The 19,653-nt window shown below is 34.1% G+C and carries 13 protein-coding genes; 4 read left to right on the top strand and 9 right to left on the bottom strand.

The features are described from left to right. Nucleotides 1–23: 23 nt before the first annotated feature. The 4 genes from NLM59_RS09740 to NLM59_RS09725 all read right to left on the bottom strand — a co-directional run bounded on the left by NLM59_RS09740 (nt 24) and on the right by NLM59_RS09725 (nt 4,356). Nucleotides 24–2,150, bottom strand: a complete 2,127-nt coding sequence (locus NLM59_RS09740; RefSeq protein ID WP_304417592.1) for a catalase — start codon at nt 2,148–2,150, stop codon at nt 24–26. Between the two features lie 101 nt (nt 2,151–2,251). Further along, complete coding sequence (locus tag NLM59_RS09735) at nt 2,252–2,761, bottom strand: pyridoxamine 5'-phosphate oxidase family protein (protein ID WP_304417591.1); 510 nt, start codon at nt 2,759–2,761, stop codon at nt 2,252–2,254. Between the two features lie 155 nt (nt 2,762–2,916). Then, nucleotides 2,917–3,831, bottom strand: a complete 915-nt coding sequence (locus NLM59_RS09730; RefSeq protein WP_304417590.1) for a TIGR01777 family oxidoreductase — start codon at nt 3,829–3,831, stop codon at nt 2,917–2,919. Nucleotides 3,832–3,858: 27 nt separating this feature from the next. After that, the gene (locus tag NLM59_RS09725) at nt 3,859–4,356 is read right to left on the bottom strand and encodes a TrmH family RNA methyltransferase (protein ID WP_304417589.1); all 498 of its coding nucleotides are present in this window, start codon (nt 4,354–4,356) and stop codon (nt 3,859–3,861) included. A 65-nt stretch (nt 4,357–4,421) separates the two neighbouring features. Between NLM59_RS09725 and NLM59_RS09720 the strand changes: the two genes are divergently transcribed. The 3 genes from NLM59_RS09720 to NLM59_RS09710 all read left to right on the top strand — a co-directional run bounded on the left by NLM59_RS09720 (nt 4,422) and on the right by NLM59_RS09710 (nt 9,605). Continuing rightward, entirely contained in the window at nt 4,422–6,548 is a 2,127-nt protein-coding gene (locus NLM59_RS09720; protein ID WP_407986237.1) for a S9 family peptidase, read from the top strand. Nucleotides 6,549–6,746: 198 nt separating this feature from the next. Next, the gene (locus NLM59_RS09715) at nt 6,747–8,108 is read left to right on the top strand and encodes a tetratricopeptide repeat protein (protein WP_304417587.1); all 1,362 of its coding nucleotides are present in this window, start codon (nt 6,747–6,749) and stop codon (nt 8,106–8,108) included. A gap of 141 nt (nt 8,109–8,249) precedes the next feature. Then, nucleotides 8,250–9,605: an NAD-dependent succinate-semialdehyde dehydrogenase gene (locus NLM59_RS09710; protein ID WP_304417586.1), complete on the top strand. Its 1,356-nt coding sequence runs from the start codon at nt 8,250–8,252 to the stop codon at nt 9,603–9,605. A 52-nt stretch (nt 9,606–9,657) separates the two neighbouring features. Here the strand turns inward: NLM59_RS09710 and NLM59_RS09705 are convergent, their stop codons facing one another. From NLM59_RS09705 to msrA, 4 genes are all read right to left on the bottom strand, one after another. After that, nucleotides 9,658–10,410: a hypothetical protein gene (locus tag NLM59_RS09705; protein ID WP_304417585.1), complete on the bottom strand. Its 753-nt coding sequence runs from the start codon at nt 10,408–10,410 to the stop codon at nt 9,658–9,660. A gap of 120 nt (nt 10,411–10,530) precedes the next feature. Then, entirely contained in the window at nt 10,531–12,984 is a 2,454-nt protein-coding gene (priA, locus tag NLM59_RS09700) for a replication restart helicase PriA (RefSeq protein ID WP_304417584.1), read from the bottom strand. Nucleotides 12,985–13,119: 135 nt separating this feature from the next. Further along, complete coding sequence (locus tag NLM59_RS09695) at nt 13,120–14,286, bottom strand: proline dehydrogenase family protein (RefSeq protein ID WP_304417583.1); 1,167 nt, start codon at nt 14,284–14,286, stop codon at nt 13,120–13,122. A 129-nt stretch (nt 14,287–14,415) separates the two neighbouring features. Further along, entirely contained in the window at nt 14,416–15,084 is a 669-nt protein-coding gene (gene msrA, locus NLM59_RS09690) for a peptide-methionine (S)-S-oxide reductase MsrA (RefSeq protein WP_407986236.1), read from the bottom strand. A 286-nt stretch (nt 15,085–15,370) separates the two neighbouring features. Between msrA and NLM59_RS09685 the strand changes: the two genes are divergently transcribed. Beyond that, a complete protein-coding gene (locus NLM59_RS09685) occupies nt 15,371–15,961 on the top strand; it encodes a CHAP domain-containing protein (protein WP_304417581.1) in 591 nt (196 codons plus the stop codon). Between the two features lie 89 nt (nt 15,962–16,050). On the opposite strand, the gene secA is transcribed toward NLM59_RS09685, so the two are convergent. Beyond that, entirely contained in the window at nt 16,051–19,410 is a 3,360-nt protein-coding gene (secA, locus tag NLM59_RS09680; protein WP_304417580.1) for a preprotein translocase subunit SecA, read from the bottom strand. Nucleotides 19,411–19,653: the final 243 nt, after the last annotated feature.

The raw sequence follows: 19,653 nt of genomic DNA, 5'->3' as shown, positions 1-19,653 counted from the left end.
TGAATTTTTAATGTTGAAATAAATTAAACAGAAATCATTTTAGCTTTTTCTTCTCGATCCCAATTCCTATGTTTTGCAATCGCAGCCGAAAAATCGCTAGGTTCTCCATCAATAAAAATAAATTTATCTTCTTTGTAATCCTTTGCTTGACTATTCTTTAATAAGTCTTCTGCATTTTCTGTAACTGCAATGGCTTTACAATATTTGTATGATTCATCGATGAATTTAAAGACTTTCGCCTCTTTCATTAAAGCATCTACACTCTTACCACCTGGAATAAACAAAGCATCATACAACACCGATTCCGTCGTCATTAAAGCTGCATCTACCTTATGTTCCATACCCTCATCGCACTTAATCGTTCCTCCATGTGGAGCAATTAATTTCACCATCGCATTTTTAGACTCCAAGTGATCTTTCATAGACTGATAATCTTTCATGTTAAATCCATCAGCAGCCAAAACAGCAATCATTCGAGCATCAATTCTATCCGACTTAATATGCGTCATGCTCAAGGCTGGCGATTTTTCTAAATACACCTTAACATCTCCAGGTTGATCAGAACCATCGGCATCTGCACCAATCGCTTGATTGATTGGCATATCGATAGAGTTAGGAACTTTTAAACCTAAATTCTTAGCTACTTTACTCGCTAAATCTTGATTAATCTTATTTATCTGAAACAACATTCTCTCTTGAATATGTTGCTGCGTACATTTTCCTAATTCAAATGAATAAGCATTTACCATGTGATTTTGCTCCCAAGGCTGCAAACTTCTGAATAGTAATGCAGGCTGAGAATAATGATCAGAAAAACTTTCACTTCTCGCTCGTACTTTGTGCGCCGCTACCGGAGCTGGAACAGAAGTAAATCCTCCTTCCGCCATTTTAGCCAAGTGCGGACATCCATCTGCTAAACTATTTGGGAAATAAGATGATTTTCCTTTGTGAATCTGTGTTTGAAACTGCCCATCTCGTTGATTATTATGAACTTCATTAATTGGTCGATTAATCGGAATTTGATTAAAATTCGCACCACCTAATCGGTAAATTTGGGTGTCATGATAAGAGAATAATCTACTTTGTAACAATGGATCATCAGAAAAATCAATTCCTGGCACTACTCTACCTGGATGAAAAGCCGCTTGTTCCGTTTCTGCAAAGAAATTTTCAGGATTTCGATTTAAGGTCATTTTACCTACAATCTTAACCGGAACTATTTCCTCTGGAATTAATTTAGTCGCATCCAAAATATCAAAATCGAATTTCATTTCATCTTCTTCTGGAATGATTTGCAAACCTAATTCCCACTCTGGATAGTGTCCTGCTTCGATCGCATCCCATAAATCTCTTCGGTGATAATCTGAATCAGCTCCATTGATTTTAACTGCTTCTTCCCAGGTTACTCCGTGAATTCCTAACAATGGTTTCCAGTGAAACCTAACGAAACAAGATTTCCCTTCGGCATTAACCAATCTAAAAGTATGGATACCAAAACCTTCCATCATTCGCAAACTTCTAGGAATGGCTCTATCGCTCATCGCCCACATATGATTGTGTAATGTTTCGGTTGCATGCGATACAAAATCATAGAAAGTGTCATGCGCAGATGCCGCCTGTGGAATTTGATTATCTGGCTCAGGCTTCACCGAATGAACTAAATCAGGGAATTTCATTCCATCTTGAATGAAGAAAACCGGTGTATTATTTCCAATCAAATCATAATTACCTTCCTCAGTGTAAAACTTTACTGAAAAACCTCTAATATCTCTCGCTAAATCGGGTGAACCTCTAAATCCAGCCACGGTGGAGAATCTAACAAAAACTGGCGTTTTACGACTTGTATCAGTCAAGAATCCAGCTTTGGTATATTCTTCTAAACTTTCATAAAGTTCAAAAATTCCATGCGCCGCGCTACCTCTAGCGTGAACAACTCTTTCTGGAATTCTCTCACGATCAAAATGAGACATTTTCTCACGATGAATAAAATCTTCTAACAAAGAAGGACCTCTTTCTCCCGCTTTTAACGAATTATTGTCGTCATTAATTTTAACGCCGTCGTTGGTCGTCATTGTGTGATCAATCGGACATTTCATGTCCTTTTCTAAATCCTGAATTTTTTTTGAAGTTGGTTTGTTGTCTTTTTTCATATTGATTAAGATTGATAATTAATATATTTTTATGGTTTAAATATTTTAAAATAATAAAAGCGCCTAGTCACAAGACTAAACGCTTTTAATAAGATATTTCCCTAAACTTCTAATTTTCCTTCCTCTCCGCCATCGCTTCCTTTATCGGCGCCCGTTAAGGCTGAATAAGCCATTAAAGCTATATCTACAAATTTTCCGTGTTTGGTTCCCCAATATTTCATATCTAAGGGTTTAATACCAATAACAGAAACATTTGGATCTTCTTTTCCTTCCTTAAACCAAGCATTTGCCGCAACCGACCAATGTTCGTCAATGGTATTTTGATCTAAATAAATTTCAGCCGTTCCATACACTGAAAGGTATTCAGACTTGGAATTATTCATAAAATATAATTGCGTTTTGGTATCCTTTTTCAGTTCATAGTTTTTGTCGCTATCTCTACCACTCAAAAACCATAGAATTCCATTTTCATCCACCTCCTGCAAAGTCATAGGTCGCGATGGGCTCGGACGCTCATCTAATTTGGTTGTCATCATGCATATCCTTGCACTCTCGGCTAATTCCTTTAATTTATCAATAGCTTCTTTATTGAAATAATTTTTCTCAGACATAGTATATTTTCTATAGTATGCATCAATTGTTATTCCGTGATTTGTTAAACCAAGGCTTTAACTAAACTTTATTGAATAATAACATTAATTTAAAAAGAAAAACGCCCTTAAGAAGATTCTCAAGAGCGTTTATTTATAATTTACAAAGTAGTATTTTATATATCTGATAATTGAAGTTGTTCAAATTTAAAGCCAGCCTCTTTTAAATTCTTTGGAGCAATATTCTGACTTCTTAAAACCAAATCTGGTGAAGTTCCAATTATTTTAGTTCCAATATTGATTAAAAATTCAGGAGCAGGTAAACCAATTGGCATCTTATATTTCTTTCTCAATTCTTTCATGAAATCCGCATTGCTTAAGACATTACCATTACTAAAATTAAAAGCTCCCGTCAATTCGTTTTTAATGATAAAATCTAAAGCTCTTGGCAAATCTTTTTCACCCATCCAGCTAACCATTTGATCGCCAGAACCTGCTGCTCCGCCTCCACCTAGTTTCACTAACTTCTTAAGCATGTGTAATGCACTTTCTTCGCTTTCACCTAAAATCAATGAAATCCTAAAGACAGTTTTTTTAGTTTTATCATTAGCATATTTATAGAAAGCTTCTTCCCATTTCTGACTTAAAAAAGACAGAAAATCGTCATCTCTTGTTGTATCATCTTCCGTTCTTGCTACTTCTACACTTTCCTCATAAATAGCTGCAGAAGACGCATTCAACCACATTTTTGGAGGCACTTCACATTGTTCGATTGCTTTACCCAAAGCTTCGGTACTATTAATACGAGAAGAAAGAAGTTTCTTTTTATTTTCTTCCGTAAAACGAGTATTGATGTTCATACCGGCAAGATTGATTAGAACATCTGCATTTTCCAATACTGTGGTCCAATCACCTAAATTCTTACTATCCCATTGTACATAATGAATGTTTCCTTTACTTTCTCTTTCAGAACGTGTTAGAATATAAATCTCATATTCATTTTTAAAATAATCTTGGATTAGACCACCTAAATATCCCGTTCCTCCTGATAAAACCATTTTCTTCATAGCAGAATTTTGTTCATTTTTCATACCTAGTAAATATAATGGTTTTTAATTTTAATGAATCATTTCCCAAAGTGCAATTGAAGTCGCCATCACAACATTCATACTTGTGTTTTTGCCATACATAGGTAAATGAACACAATAATCACTTTCTTTTATTAATTCTGGAGAAATACCAAAAGCTTCATTTCCACAGATGAGTGCTTTGGCTTTTTGATTAAATTCTAGTTTTGTAATATCCTTACTTTCAGAAGTATATTCTAAACCAATAATCTCGAAATCTTCCTTTTTTAATACCTCAATTTCAGAAATTAAATCCTGAACAAAGCGAACATTTAAATTCTTTTCAGCTGCACGACTGCTTCTTTTCATTTTGGAAGTAAGCTCGCTAAATTGATCACTTAAAAAGATAATCTCCTCTACGCCCATAGCTTCTGCCATCCGAATCATCATTCCGTAATTGGCTGGGCTTTGTAAATTATCTACCAATAATTTTAACCTTAAAGGATGCTTTTGGGTGGTGATTTCTTGATGCTCTAATTGATATTCCAAAATGTTTTCTTTTGTTGTGCGCTAACTTAGTTATTTAATTTAATTTTGAGAAAAATTCTACTCTTATGAAATACTCAATTTTAATATTATTTTCATTCAATTTTATATTTATGAACGCACAAAAGTGGCCAGATATAGTAGCACCAGATGCTCAACAAAAAGAACACATTAGAGATATTCACGGCGAAAAAGTTAACGATCCTTATTATTGGATGAATGCGTTTTTCAAGAAGACAAAAGATAGCACCCAAATCATTGATTATTTAAATCAAGAAAACTCTTATGTGGACCAAATGATGGCCGACACAGACAAGTTCCAAGAGGAATTATTCAATGAAATGAAGTCGAGAATCAAAGAAAAAGACGAAAGCGTTCCTATGTTTGTCGATGGTTACTATTACTATACTCGTACCGATGACGGAAAGCAGTATTTTAAATATTGTCGCAAAAAAGGTTCACTAGATGCACCAGAGGAAGTGTTGTTGGATATAGATGAAATGGCAGAAGGTCATTCTTATTATTCGGCGAGAGGATTTAATATTAGTCCTAACAATAATCTGCTTTTGTTTGCGGTAGATAATGTTTCAAGGAGACAGTATAAATTATATTTGAAAGACTTAACCACGGGTGAAGTTACTTATCAAGGAATTGAAAACACCTCAGGTGGAACTGCATGGGCGAATGACAATAAAACTTTCTTTTATACGGCCAATAATCCAGAAACGCTTTTGAGTGAGAAAATTATGCGTCATGAGATTAATACAGACGTAAAAAATGATGTAGTTGTTTATCAAGAAGAAGATAATACGAACTATATCGGGGTTTATAAATCCAAAAATCAGCAATATTTAATGATTTACTCCTCTTCTACGACAAGTTCAGAAGAGAGAATTTTAGATGCAAATCAGCCGTTAGGAGAATTTAAAGTCTTTCAACCAAGAATGAAAGATGTTCTTTACAGCATTGTACCTTTAGAGGATAGATTTTTAATTCTAACCAATAAGGACGCTCTTAATTTCAAACTCATGGAATGTCCATTACATGCTACTGAAATAGAAAACTGGACAGAAGTTATTCCACATAGAGAAGATGTTTTAATTGAAGGAGTTGATGAGTTTAATCGCTATTTAGTAATTACAGAAAGGTTTAATGGCCTGACGAGATTGATTATTAAAAACCGAGAAACTGGCCAAGAAAAGAAATTACAATTCGACGAGCCAACCTATGTGGTTTATCCTACTGGAAATGCTGAATATTTTACGGACAACTTAAGGTTTGCCTACATTTCAATGGTTACGCCTGCTTCTATCTACGAAGAAAATATGCAAACAGGTGTCAGAACTTTAATGAAACAACAAATTGTTTTAGGTGACTTTGATAAGACGAATTATGTTTCTGAAAGATTATTTGCGACTGCCAATGACGGAACACAAATTCCAATTTCTTTGGTTTACAAAAAAGGGCTGAAAAAAGATGGTAAAAATCCATTGGTATTATATGGATATGGCTCTTACGGAAGCTCGATGGATGCGACATTTTCTACGACACGACTTTCTTTATTAGACAGAGGTTTTGTATTTGCCATTGCACACATTCGTGGAGGTGAGGAAATGGGAAGAAAATGGTATGAAGATGGAAAATTAATGAAAAAGATCAATACTTTCACTGATTTCATCGACTGTGGGGAATTTTTAATTAAAGAAAACTTTACTTCTAAAGAACATCTTTACGCACAAGGTGGATCAGCTGGAGGATTATTAGTTGGAGCAATTGCTAACATGCGTCCAGATTTATGGAATGGAATCATTGCTCAAGTTCCTTTTGTAGACGTGGTTAATACAATGTTAGATACCACGATTCCATTAACAACCAATGAATATGATGAATGGGGAAATCCAAATTTTGAGGAGGCTTATCAATATATGAAATCTTACTCGCCTTATGAGAATGTAAAGGCCATGGATTATCCAAACATGTTGGTTACAACAGGATTACACGACTCTCAAGTTCAATATTTTGAACCAGCCAAATGGGTAGCGAGGTTAAGGGATTTTAACACAAGTAAAAATGTAATTCTTTTCAAAACCGATATGGAATACGGACACGGAGGAGCTTCAGGTAGATTTGATTATTTAAAAGAAATCGCTCTAGAGCATGCATTTTTATTTAAGTTAGAAGGCATTACGAAATAGAATTTTCTTTCACTTAATAAATAAAATTCGATTTTGAATCTACAATAGTTGGATTTAAAGTCGAATTTTTCTTTATAATACGATGAGCATCAAAAGTTAAACAAACTCCCAAAATGAGCCAAATTATTGTTTAAGATTTGTTTATAACCTAATTTTGCAAGTCATTAAAGGTTATTAAATAACCTCTATCTTTAACATATGAATGATGATTTGCTCAATAACGATTTGATTGATCGCTTTGAAGAGATGCTGGAGGAGAATGAACGTTATTATTTCGATGGCGAAGAATTAAACGAAATCATTGGCTATTACTTAGATGTAGGCGATTTACCCTTTGCTTATAAGGCGATAGAATATGCACTAGAATTGCATCCAGGCAGCGTAGAAATGCGTGTAAAAGTCTTGGAGTATATGCTAGAGGTGGATATGCTAAAAGAAGCTGGTGAATTGATCGAAGAGCTAAAAGAAGTAATGTCAAATGAAATAGATTTCATTATTGCTCAAGCTAAATATTGGTCGATTAAGGGTCAGCACAGACGCGCTATTGGTTTTTACCGAAAAGCGTTGGATTTTGGTATGGAGGAAGATTACATCAACCATTGTCTTGGTGCTGAGTACATGAACCTGAATGAAATTGGACAAGCTTTGTTTCATTATAAAGCCGCTTTGGATTTAGATTTAGATGATGAAATCGCATTCTATGCTTGTGTTCAATGTTTTGATGAAATTCGTCGTCCTAAAGATTGTATAGATTTTCTAAAACAATATATTGATTTAAGACCTTATGCCGACTTTGCTTGGTATCAATTAGGTTCAAAATATATTCAATTAAAAGACTATCAAAACGCTGCAGAAGCTTTTGATTATGCCGTATGTATCAACCCAAGTGGGATTAATAATTTAATGCAATTAGCCTTGTGTTATGAAGAATTAAACGATTATCCTAAGGCTGTTGAAACTTATTTAGAAGCTTTGGAAGAAGATGATTCTCCTGCTTATACTTTAATGAAAATTGGTAAGTGTTATTTAGAAACTGATGATGTTTCTAAAGCTTTAGCTTATTATCACAAAGCCATTCACGAGGATCCGCAATTAGATAAAGCTTGGTCGGCAACGGCAGACATTTATGAATCTATTGGAAATATTGAAGAGTCAATTCATTATTTAAATCGTGCTGTAGAACTTGATTCTATGCAGATTAATTATTGGAAACGTTTGGCTTATCTAAATATCCAAATGGGTAAATACGAGGAAGCTGAAATCAATTACGAGAAAATTATTAAGCTAGAACCAAGTCATTTTTTAAATTGGTTAGGTTTTACGGAGTTATTGATTGTTTTAGGTGAATACCAAAAAGCGATTGAAATAGCGAACCGTGGTCTGAAGAAATTTGAGCGTGCTGAATTGTACTATCAAGTTAGCTGTTGTCAGTTTTTATTAAATGATAATACCACAGCCGCAAAAACTTTAACCAAAGCTATAGAGTTGAATCCAAAGTTAGTGGACGAAATGTTTGCTAAATATCCAATTCTTAAGCTGAAGTCTTTTGGAATGAGCTAAAGTTCAATCCTCTCCTATTTTAAGTATTAATTAAATCTATTAAGTCTTAATTAAAGTTAAGCGATTTTAACTAAAGATTTACATAGGCTTCTCCTTCGTTTTTATAGGTTTTTAGTATCTTGTTAAATAAATATTTTGAACATGAAATCCATCAATCCATATAATCAAGAAGTTGTTTTTGAACACAAAGAATTCACTGTAAAACAAGTTGAAGAGGCGATTGATAAGTCTCAAAATGCCTTTAAAGAATGGCGAAAAACAAGTTTTGAAGAACGCGCAAAACTTTTCTTTGCCTTAGCCGATGTACTAGAGAAAAACAAAGCGAAATATGCTGAAGTAATGACTTTAGAAATCGGGAAGCCTATTTCTCAAGGAATTGCCGAAATTGAAAAATGTGCATGGGTTTGTAAATATTATGCTGAAAACGCAGAAAAACAATTATCTGCAAATAAGGTTTCTACGGATGCGCAAGAATCTTATGTTCGATTTGATCCATTGGGTGTTCTACTAGCTGTAATGCCTTGGAATTTCCCATTTTGGCAAGTGTTTAGGTTTGCTGTCCCAAGTCTATCTGCCGGAAACACGGGCTTATTAAAACATGCTAGCAACGTGATGGAATCTGCAAAAATGATTGAACAGAGTTTTATTGAAGCTGGATTTCCAAAAGATGTTTTTCAAAGTTTAATTATCAAAAGTGATAAAGTAGAGAAAATCATTAGAAACCCTATAGTTAAAGCTGTTTCCCTCACAGGAAGCAATGCTGCAGGTGCGGCTGTGGCTAAAGTTGCCAGCGAAGAAATCAAACCTTCATTATTAGAATTAGGCGGAAATAACGCATTGGTAGTTTTTGAAGATTGTGATTTAGAAGCTACGTTGAATACTTGTGTTCATGCGAGATTCCAAAATACGGGACAGAGTTGCATAGCAGGAAAAAGACTTTTTGTTCATAAAAATATCGCAGACGAATTTATAGAAAAAATAACGCAGAAAATTGTTGCTCTTAAATCTGGTGATCCATTAGACGAAGAGACCTACATTGGAACCATGGTAAACAAAGAAGCTGCCGAGACTCTGAATGAGCAGTTACAAGATGCAATCGAGAAAGGCGCTGAAGTTGTTATAGGTGGAAATTATAATCAAGCTTATTTTGAGCCAACTTTAGTGAAAAACGTTACACCAGATATGAAAATTTATAAAGAAGAGACCTTTGGTCCTCTCCTAGCTTGTTCTACATTCGAGAGCGAAGATGAGATGCTTGAAATGGTCAATTCTTCTGATTATGGATTGGGTGTGAGTTTATTTACTACAAATAAAAAACGAGTTGAGAATTTAATTCCATTATTCGAAGACGGAGCTGTGTTTGTAAATGATTTAGTAAAAAGTGATCCAAGATTACCTTTTGGTGGCACTAAGATTTCTGGTTATGGAAGAGAATTATCCGAAGAAGGAATTAAAGCATTTGTCAATAAAAAGACGGTCTACATCAAAGGACTTTAAAGAAAAATCCCGCTTATAAGGCGGGATTTTTTATTATAAATTACTGTATATATTATTTAATTAAATTAATTTCCTTTACAGTTAAAGCCTGTTCTAGGTTAATTTCGTATTTTTTCTTGTCAATTTTAACTTCAACTAAATAACCATCTTCAGTTAAATCCCATCCTAAAACTTCTGCGTCTTTACCCGCAATTCTCTTAGCATCTTTGGAAATGTCTAAATCATTAATTTTCTCTAATGCATTTGCACCATATCTAACAGCAGTCGCCCCTCTCATTACTTTGATTGCGCCACTCATCACCTGGATATTGTTAGTACCAAAACCAACAGCTGCAGCTCCTGTACCCACGACATCTGCAACGCCTCCAATTAATTTAGCTCCAAATTTTGATTGCTTCTTGTTTACAAAATAATAATCTCTACCATAAGCTGGTAAATAGATTTGAACAAAGTCTCCTTTAGCTAACCAAACCTTATTATTAATCAATAATTTCTTATCTTTTTCTACCACCTTAGCCATAGTAAGGTAATCAAAAGCTTCATTATCATCAGAATTATTAGAGTTATTTTGAATCATCATGCTGATTATTTCATCTGATAAATTATTTTCTTTTAGATGTAATAAAGCATCTGTAGAAGTATCAAATTCACAGTCCTCTGATGCTACTTTAGACATAATAATCTCATCGCTTAACCCTGCTTCTTTTAATTGAATTACGGTTTGATTGTTACATTGCGATTCTTGTGCATTAACTAATCCTGCCCCAACGACAGATGTCAAAAGAAAAAGTCTACTTAGTTTCATATGTTAAGATTTTAAAAAATAAAAGCCGAATATAGCATGAAAAATTATGATATTCATATATTTAGACCATGATAAAAGTCTTTTATAGAAAATTTCTCAAATGATGTAAGTAGCCAATTTTTAATAAGGATCTACATCAAAGTCGATTCTTACTGATCTAAAGCTTTTAACTTGGTGAAGATTTTCTAATGCATCTTTCAATAAAATCTTTACTTTTTTCGCCGATTGATTTGGGAGAATTTTGACCAAAACTTTGAAGTAATAATTGTTATTCATTCTTGCGATACTTGGCGCTTCTGGACCTAACAAAGTTTTTTCATCAAAATATTTTCTAAGAGATTCAGCGTAATAATTGGCTGTTTTGTAGCATCTATCTCTATTTTTATGACGAAAAGTAATTTCAATCATTTTCACAAAAGGTGGATATAAAAAATCACGTCTTTCGTACAAGATTTCCTGTGCCATCTCATGATATTTAAACTGAGAAGCATATTGTAAAATCTTATGATCTGCAGAAAAAGCCTGAATTAAAACCAAACCTCTATCCTTTCGTCTGCCAGCGCGACCTGCCACTTGTACAATACGTTGAAAAGCTCTTTCGTGGGCTCTAAAATCAGGGAAATTCAGCAAACTATCCGCACGTATAATACCGACCAAATTTACATGCTCAAAGTCTAAACCTTTGGTGACCATTTGTGTTCCGACCAGCATGTCCACTTCCCTATTTTCAAAAGCTTTAATTAGCTTTTCGAAAGCAAATTTCTTTCGCATACTGTCAACATCCATCCGTGCAATGCTATTATTTGGGAAAATTCGCAATAAATCTTCTTCAATTTGCTCAGTTCCAATCCCTTTTGTTTCTAACTCAACGCTTTTACACTGATAACATTTATTCGGTTTCGCCTGGGAATGTCCGCAATAATGACATTTAAGCTGATGAGACAATCTATGATAAGTCAAAGCAACATCGCAGTTGGGGCAATATGGCGTATGTCCACAACTTTTGCATTCCATAACGGGTGCATAACCGCGTCGGTTTTGAAATATAATAACCTGTTTATCATTCTTGAAAGTATCGCGAATCTGATTTTCTAAACGCATAGAAATATCACCATTCAATTCTTTCTTTTTCTGAGCGCGTCTTAAATCAATAATTTCCATTACAGGAGGCTGAACTCCACCAAATCGGTGTGATAACTCTACATAGCCAATTTTTCCTTGTTTGGCTGCAAAATACATTTCCAACGAAGGTGTAGCTGAACCCAAAATAGTTTTTGCGCCTTCCAATTTAGCTAAAACCAAGGCTGTGTCACGAGCATGAAAATTAGGTTTTGAATCATTTTGTTTTAAGGAAGTTTCGTGTTCTTCATCCACAATGATTAAACCTAAATCTTGTATCGGCAAAAACATACTCGACCTCGCTCCTATCAAAATCTGATAGTCATTGTTGATGGTCTTTTGCCACAATTCAACTCGTTCATTTTGGTTAAATTTAGAATGATAAATTCCAATTTGATTTCCAAAATGCTTCTGAAGTCTTTGAGTTAATTGAGTAGTAAGCGAAATTTCTGGTAAGAGATATAGAACTTTTTTGCCCTTAGCCAATACCCTTTCAATTAACTTAATATAAATCTCGGTTTTCCCAGAGGAAGTAACGCCATGCAAAAGAACTGTATCGTGCTCTTTTAGGTTCGTTCTAATTTCGTAAATTGCTTTTTGTTGATGTTCAGATAAAGCATGAATATCATGTAAATCTTCATCAAATTCTTGAATTCGATCTGAAGTATCTTCGAAGAATTTAATTATTCCTTTGTCAGCTAAAGAACGTAAAATGGCGTATGAACCTCCGAATTCTTTTATAAACTTAGAAGCCAAAACCGGTTTAGAAGATTGCTGCTGACGCATCACCAATTGAAAGAATAATTCTCTTTGTTTAGGTGCTTTTTCTAATTCAGATAAAACATCTTGCAACGAATCATCTTGAAGAGAAATTTCTGTTTGAATATAATATTCAATTTTGGGTGTATATTTCTCTATCAGCCTTTCATCAAGCTCAATTAAACCATAATCTAAAAGCTCTTTTAATACAGGAATTACAGATTTTAAATCTAAAATATCTGCGGCTTCATCTACAGAAATTAAGGACCTGTGATGTAAAGCTTCCCAAATTAAATAAGCATTTTTTGATATTCCTTCTTCTGCAGGGAATTCTTTTCCCTTTACCAACTTTACGAAAGTATCACTCTCAAGTTTTAAGGCCGTAGGGAAAGCATTTTTAAATACATCTCCTAGCGAACACATGTAATAATCCGCTATCCATTCCCAAAGTTTAATTTGTTGCGGCAGAACAAAAACTTCTTCCTCTAAAATGGATTCTATGAACTTTGTCTTATATAATTCTGGCTTGTTATGATGAAAAGAGTGAATGATTCCAGTATAAATCTTTCTTTTACCAAACTGCACCGCCACACGTTGCCCCACCTTTAAATCCCAACCTAAGGGAACTTCATAAGTAAAAGTTCCATCTAATGGTAAGGGTAAAATAATCTCGGCAAATGTTTGTTTATCAGACAAATTAGAAGTGTATTTTAGATGTTTTTATAAAGACAATAATGATTTAACTTAATAAAAAGCTAAATCATTATTATCAAGATTTGAAAATACAGAATTTAAATCAAAACTCAATATTTTCAAGTATAAATTACCTGTCTATTTCTCTAATTTTCTTCTTTCAAGCTCTTTTTGAATTAAGCCAAGCTCTCTAGAAGACTGACCAGCTACAGATGTATTTTCTTGTGCTCGACGAATTAAATATGGCATCACGTCTTTCACAGGACCATAAGGAACATATTTGGCAACGTTATAACCTTTAGATCCAAGCAAGAAACTAATGTTATCACTCATTCCTAATAACTGACCAAACCAAATATTGTGAACGTCCTTTTCTAAATTATTAGATTCGATTTTATCCATCACCAATTTACAGCTCAATTCATTATGCGTTCCAGCAAATAATGAAATTCTATCTCTATGTTGAAAGATAAATTCTATCGCGGCATTATAATCTCTATCTGTAGAGGCTTTATCAGGTTGAATTGGTGATTCATAACCATTTTCGGCCGCTCTTTCGCGCTCAATTTCCATATAAGCACCGCGAACAACTTTGTACCCAATAAAATAGTTTTCTTTTTCTGCTTTAGCATATTGCTCTTTCAGATAAGCTAATCTATCATGGCGATACATTTGTAATGTATTCACTACAATACAACGTTTTTTGTTGTATTTCTCCATTAATTCCACGGCTAGATCGTCGGCTGCATCTTGCATCCAAGAATGCTCTGCATCAATCATAATCGTAACATCGTTTTCATAAGATTTCTTACAAACTTCATCAAAACGACGACGAATATTATCCCATTGTTTTTGTTCTTTTTCATTCAGCGTTTCACCTGCACCAACTTTGGTAAATATTTTAATACTACCAAAACCGGTTGGTTTAAAAACAACAAAAGGAATTTTTGGATTTCCTGTCGCATCGTCAATAACCGCCATAATTTCATTAAAGCAGTTTTCGTATTCAGCTTCATCTTCTTTTCCTTCAACAGAATAATCCAAGATGCTTTTTACATTTTGAGAATATAACTTATCGATGGTTAACATAGATTCTTTTCTAGTCTCTCCACCACAAAAATGTGCAAAAACAGTGTTTTTAATCAATGATTTCACACCAGGAATATGAATTGCCCAAGGCAAACTCCAAGCACCAAAATCGGTCAACCAGTTTTTGTCAACCGCCACAAACATGGCATGTGCTTTACGTAGCTCATTGTTTGATTTTAATTTAAAAGCTACTTCTGTATTCTCAAATATGGACATAAACGAATGATTTTTGAAGGCGTAAATTTACTGCAAAACCTCTTAATAACAATTCAATTTATTTACTTAAATCTTTAGATATAATAAGTTTCTTGTGCAATGAACACCTTCTGAAATTATTAAAGATATTTATTGGAATTCTGGCTTCAAATCAGCTTGAAAAACTTTATAAAATTTCTGCAATTTTGGAGCAACTACCGCACTACAATAAGGTTGAGTTTTGTTTAACTCATAATAATCGGTGTGGTAATCTTCTGCTGGATAAAAGTTATCATCTAAGGCAGATATTTTTGTTACAATAGCTTTGTCATACTTTCCTGAAGCTGACTCTGCAGCAATCGCTTTTTCAGCTAATTCTTTTTGAGCCTCATTATGATAGAAAATCTCTGATCTATATTGAGTTCCTACGTCATTTCCTTGTCTGTTTAGTTGCGTTGGATCGTGAATCACCCAAAATGCATCTAACAATTTTTGATATGAAATAACTTTAGGGTCGAAATAAACTTGAATTACTTCTGCATGACCTGTCTCTCCTGTACAAACCTCTTTATAAGTTGGGTTTTCTTGGTGACCACCTGCATATCCTGATTGAACCTTAGAAACTCCTTCTAATTGATCAAAAGCAGCTTCAATACACCAAAAACATCCTGCACCAAAAGTGGCTACTTCTAAATTACTGTTATCTATTTGACTCATATTTTGTTTTATAATCTTTTCTGGTTTTTGTGCTTGCTGACAATTCAGCAACATGGGAATACAACAAAGAAAACTAAGGATTCTTAATGTAAAATTACTCATTTTGATTGATGTATTTCTTTAAACTTCTTATTGAATCTTAAATGTGTCAAATATCATGCAATGAACTAATTTTTATGAAAAACTTTAATACCGGAGGAGTTAAACTGGAATTAATACTAGCTTTCATATGGATTTCAATTTATTATAATTTAATTTTCGACATAAGATTAAATATAGAGATATTGAGTTCTAACAATTTTATCTAACTTAGATTCAATAAAGAAAATTAAAATGTATTTACCAAAAATGCCGATTTTAGCATAATTCACTCCTAAACACACATCAATTGAAATTAAAACATTGGATATTTATAATCATAGGGCTACATATTGCTCTATTTGTCGGCCTATGGTCAATGCAGCGAGTTAATGTAAAACCTAATTTGGAAATCGGACAAGAAATTGATCAATTTAATGGCGTGAATGTATATTACAATGGTGGTGTTAGGACTGTAACGGGAAGAAATACGACTGCAGATGGATATAACTTAGGTTTAAAATACCAATGCGTAGAGTTTGTTAAAAGGTATTATTATGAACACTTAAATCATAAAATGCCGAACAGCTATGGCCATGCTAAGGATTTCTTTGATAAGTCTGTCAAAGATGGACAAATTAATAAACAACGAAATTTAATACAATTTACCAACCCGAGTCAATCAAAACCAAAAGTGAATGATTTACTGATTTATAAGCCAACCCTATTCAATAAATTTGGGCATGTGGCTATTGTTTCAAAAGTGTCGGATAAAGAGATTGAAATTATTCAACAAAATCCTGGTCCGATGGGATCTTCTAGAGAGAAGTTTAAGTTGAAAAAAGTAAATGGACTTTGGAACATTAAGAACTCAAGAATAATAGGATGGTTGAGGAAATAAGAAACCTCTAACTTATTTCAATTGAAGAAATAAAAAAAAAGGTCAGAATTAAAAACTCTGACCTTTTTATATTATTAAAACTTAATGAATTAATCTTCAACTAAAACCCACTCACCTGATTCGATCATAGGTTCTGCTTGTTTGTATTTTAATTCTTGTTTCTCTCCAGAATTTACATTTCTAATGTTCACTCGTTCGTTTCTTCCAATTTTAACCACTTGTCTAGGAGCCGTAACTTCTACTTGCTCACCACGTTGTTGATTAGCAGCTTGCTGATTAGCTTGAGAACTTTGACTCATGTCTTCACCTCTATTGGTTTCAACTTTCTCCTCTCTTTGCTGACGAGCTTGTTGAATCTGACGAGGATCTGGAGCAGGTAATTCACCTTTGAATAAGAATGAAATTGTTTCTCTATTCACTTCATCTAACATGTTTCTGAACATGTAGAATGATTCCTCTTTATAAACAACCAATGGATCTTTTTGCTCATAAGTTACGTTTTGAACCGAACGACGTAAATCATCCATATCACGTAAATGCTCCTTCCAATGCTCATCAATTAAAGCTAAAGTAATACCCTTTTCGAAATCCTTAATTAATTGTCTTCCTTCGGTATTGTAAGCTTTTTCTAAATCAGAAACTACCGTTAGCGTTTTAGCTCCATCAGTAAATGGAACCTGAATTCTTTGGAAATTCTGAGTATTATTTTCGAAGATATTCGCTACAACAGGATAAACTTTTTCTGCCGTTGATTTCACCTTCATCTTGTAATCTGCCATAGCAGCCTTGAAAACAAGTTTCACTAAATCATTTTCAGATTTACTTTCGAATTCTTTAGGTGTAACCGGCGAATCCATCGTGAAATGCTTAATTAAATCCATCTCAAAGTCCTTGAACTTATTAGTAGATTTATGAATGTTCACAATAGAGAATACCGTATCATAAATCATGTTAGCGATATCCGTATCTAATCTTTCACCATTCAATGCGTTTCTACGACGAGTATAAATTACTTCACGCTGTTTGTTCATTACGTCATCATACTCAAGTAATCTCTTTCTGATTCCGAAGTTATTTTCCTCAACTTTTTTCTGAGCTCTCTCAATAGATTTAGAAACCATAGAATGTTGTAAAACATCACCCTCTTTATGGCCCATTCTATCCATTAATTTAGAAATTTTTTCTGATCCGAATAAACGCATCAAACTATCTTCTAAAGAAACAAAGAATTGAGAACTTCCTGGATCTCCTTGACGTCCCGCACGACCTCTCAACTGTCTATCTACACGACGAGAATCATGTCGTTCTGTACCAATAATTGCTAAACCTCCTGCAGCTTTAACTTCTTCTGATAACTTAATATCCGTACCACGACCCGCCATGTTGGTAGCAATGGTTACTCTTCCACTTTGTCCAGCTTCAGCAACAACATCTGCCTCGCGCTTATGCAATTTAGCGTTCAGTACGTTGTGTTCAATCTTACGCATTTGTAAGGCTCTTGATAATAGCTCAGAAACCTCCACAGAAGTTGTTCCCACCAATACCGGACGTTTTTCGTCTCTAGATAAACGCGTAACTTCTTCAATTACTGCATTAAATTTCTCACGATTGGTTTTGTAAATCTTGTCTTCTTTATCGTGACGTGCAATAGGTCTGTTAGTTGGAATTACAACCACATCTAGGTTATAGATTTCCCAGAATTCACCTGCTTCCGTCTCCGCAGTACCGGTCATCCCCGATAACTTGTTATACATACGGAAGTAGTTCTGTAAAGTAACCGTAGCAAATGTTTGCGTAGCGGCTTCAATTTTCACATTTTCTTTCGCCTCAATAGATTGGTGTAATCCATCAGAGTAACGACGACCATCCATGATACGTCCTGTTTGCTCATCAACGATTTTCACTTGACCATCCATTACAACATACTCCACATCCTTTTCGAATAAAGTATATGCCTTTAATAATTGGTTCATACTGTGAATACGCTCTGACTTAACAGAGAACTCACGGAAAAACTCTTCTTTCTTAGAGTATTCTTCTTCTTTTGGAAGATCTAATTGCTCAATTTTAGCAACTTCTTCTCCAATCTCAGGCAACACAAAGAAATCAGGGTCTTGATTATCTTTAGATAAATATTCAATTCCTTTATCTGTAAGGTTGATTTGATTTTGTTTTTCGTCAATCACGAAGTACAAATGGTCATCAATTTTATGCATTTCACGGTTGTTGTCCTGCATATAATGTGACTCTGTTTTCTGTAACAAAGTACGCGTACCGTCTTCAGATAGGAACTTAATTAATGGCTTGTATTTAGGTAAACCACGGAATACTTTTAATAATTCAAATCCGGCTTCCTTAGATTTACCTTCTTTCCAAAATCTCTTAGCATCGTTCAATGTTTTAGATAACTCTTCACGTTGAACTCTAACTAATTTATCAATAGTTGGTTTTAAAGCATCATATTCTTGGCGATCTCCTTGAGGAACAGGTCCAGAAATAATCAAAGGCGTTCTTGCGTCATCAATTAAAACTGAATCGACCTCGTCAATAATAGCATAATTTAATTCTTGTTGAACTAAATTATCCATTGAAGTTGCCATATTATCACGCAAGTAATCGAAACCAAATTCGTTGTTAGTTCCGTAAACAATATCTTTTTTATAGGCTTGTCTTCTACCTTCAGAGTTAGGCTGGTGATTATCGATACAATCAATACTCAATCCATGGAACTCCATAATAGGTCCAATCCAAGTAGCATCACGACGTGCTAAGTAGTTGTTAACCGTAATTACGTGAACTCCTCGTCCAGTTAAAGCATTTAGATAAATTGGAAGTGTAGCTACCAAGGTTTTACCCTCACCCGTTTGCATCTCGGCAATCTTACCTTGATGTAAAACCGTACCACCAATCAACTGAACATCATAGTGGATCATGTCCCAAATCACTTCCTTACCGGCAGCATCCCAAGAATTTTTCCAAATAGCTTTGGTATCACCTACAAGTTGAACATAATCTTTTTGTCCAGCTAATTCTCTATCAAAAGGTTTTGCTTCTACTTCAATTTCTGAATTATGATAGAATCTCTTAGCCGTTTCTTTAACCACCGCAAAAGCTTCCGGAAGCAATTCCGATAAAACTTTTTCTTCGATTTCGTATTTTGCTTTATTTAACTGATCAATTTGGTGGAAGAACTCATCCTTTTCCTCAATTTGTTCAGAAGCTTCAACTTTTGCTTTTAAGTCAGCAATTTGATCATCTTGCTCTTTTACAGCATCTTTAATCTTTTGCTTGAACTCATCGGTTTTTGCTCTTAATTCATCTATAGAAAGTTTTTCTATTTTTTCGTGCTCAGCTTGAAGGACTTGGTCAACATATTTACGTAATTCTTTTACGTCTTTTTCATTCTTATCTCCAAGAAATCCTTTTAAAATTTTATCTAAAAAACCCATATTTTTTGTAGGTGTATTTTGTTTAAGTGTTTGATTTTATTCAAATGTCGTGCAAAGTTACAAATTATGACACTTTTGCAGTTTATAATACGAAATGAATTATAAAGTTGATCTTAGAAACTAATTTTTAAATTTAATAATTCAAGCAAAGTTATACTTAAAAACATATGAAATTTAAATCAAAGAGAAGCATACAAGTACTATTCATAGTCTAACGACCTAGTCTAGTTACTTATATTTATA

The organism is Profundicola chukchiensis (assembly GCF_029664245.1).
Lineage (GTDB): Bacteria > Bacteroidota > Bacteroidia > Flavobacteriales > Weeksellaceae > Profundicola > Profundicola chukchiensis.
This window is presented reverse-complemented; position numbering and strand designations above follow the sequence as displayed.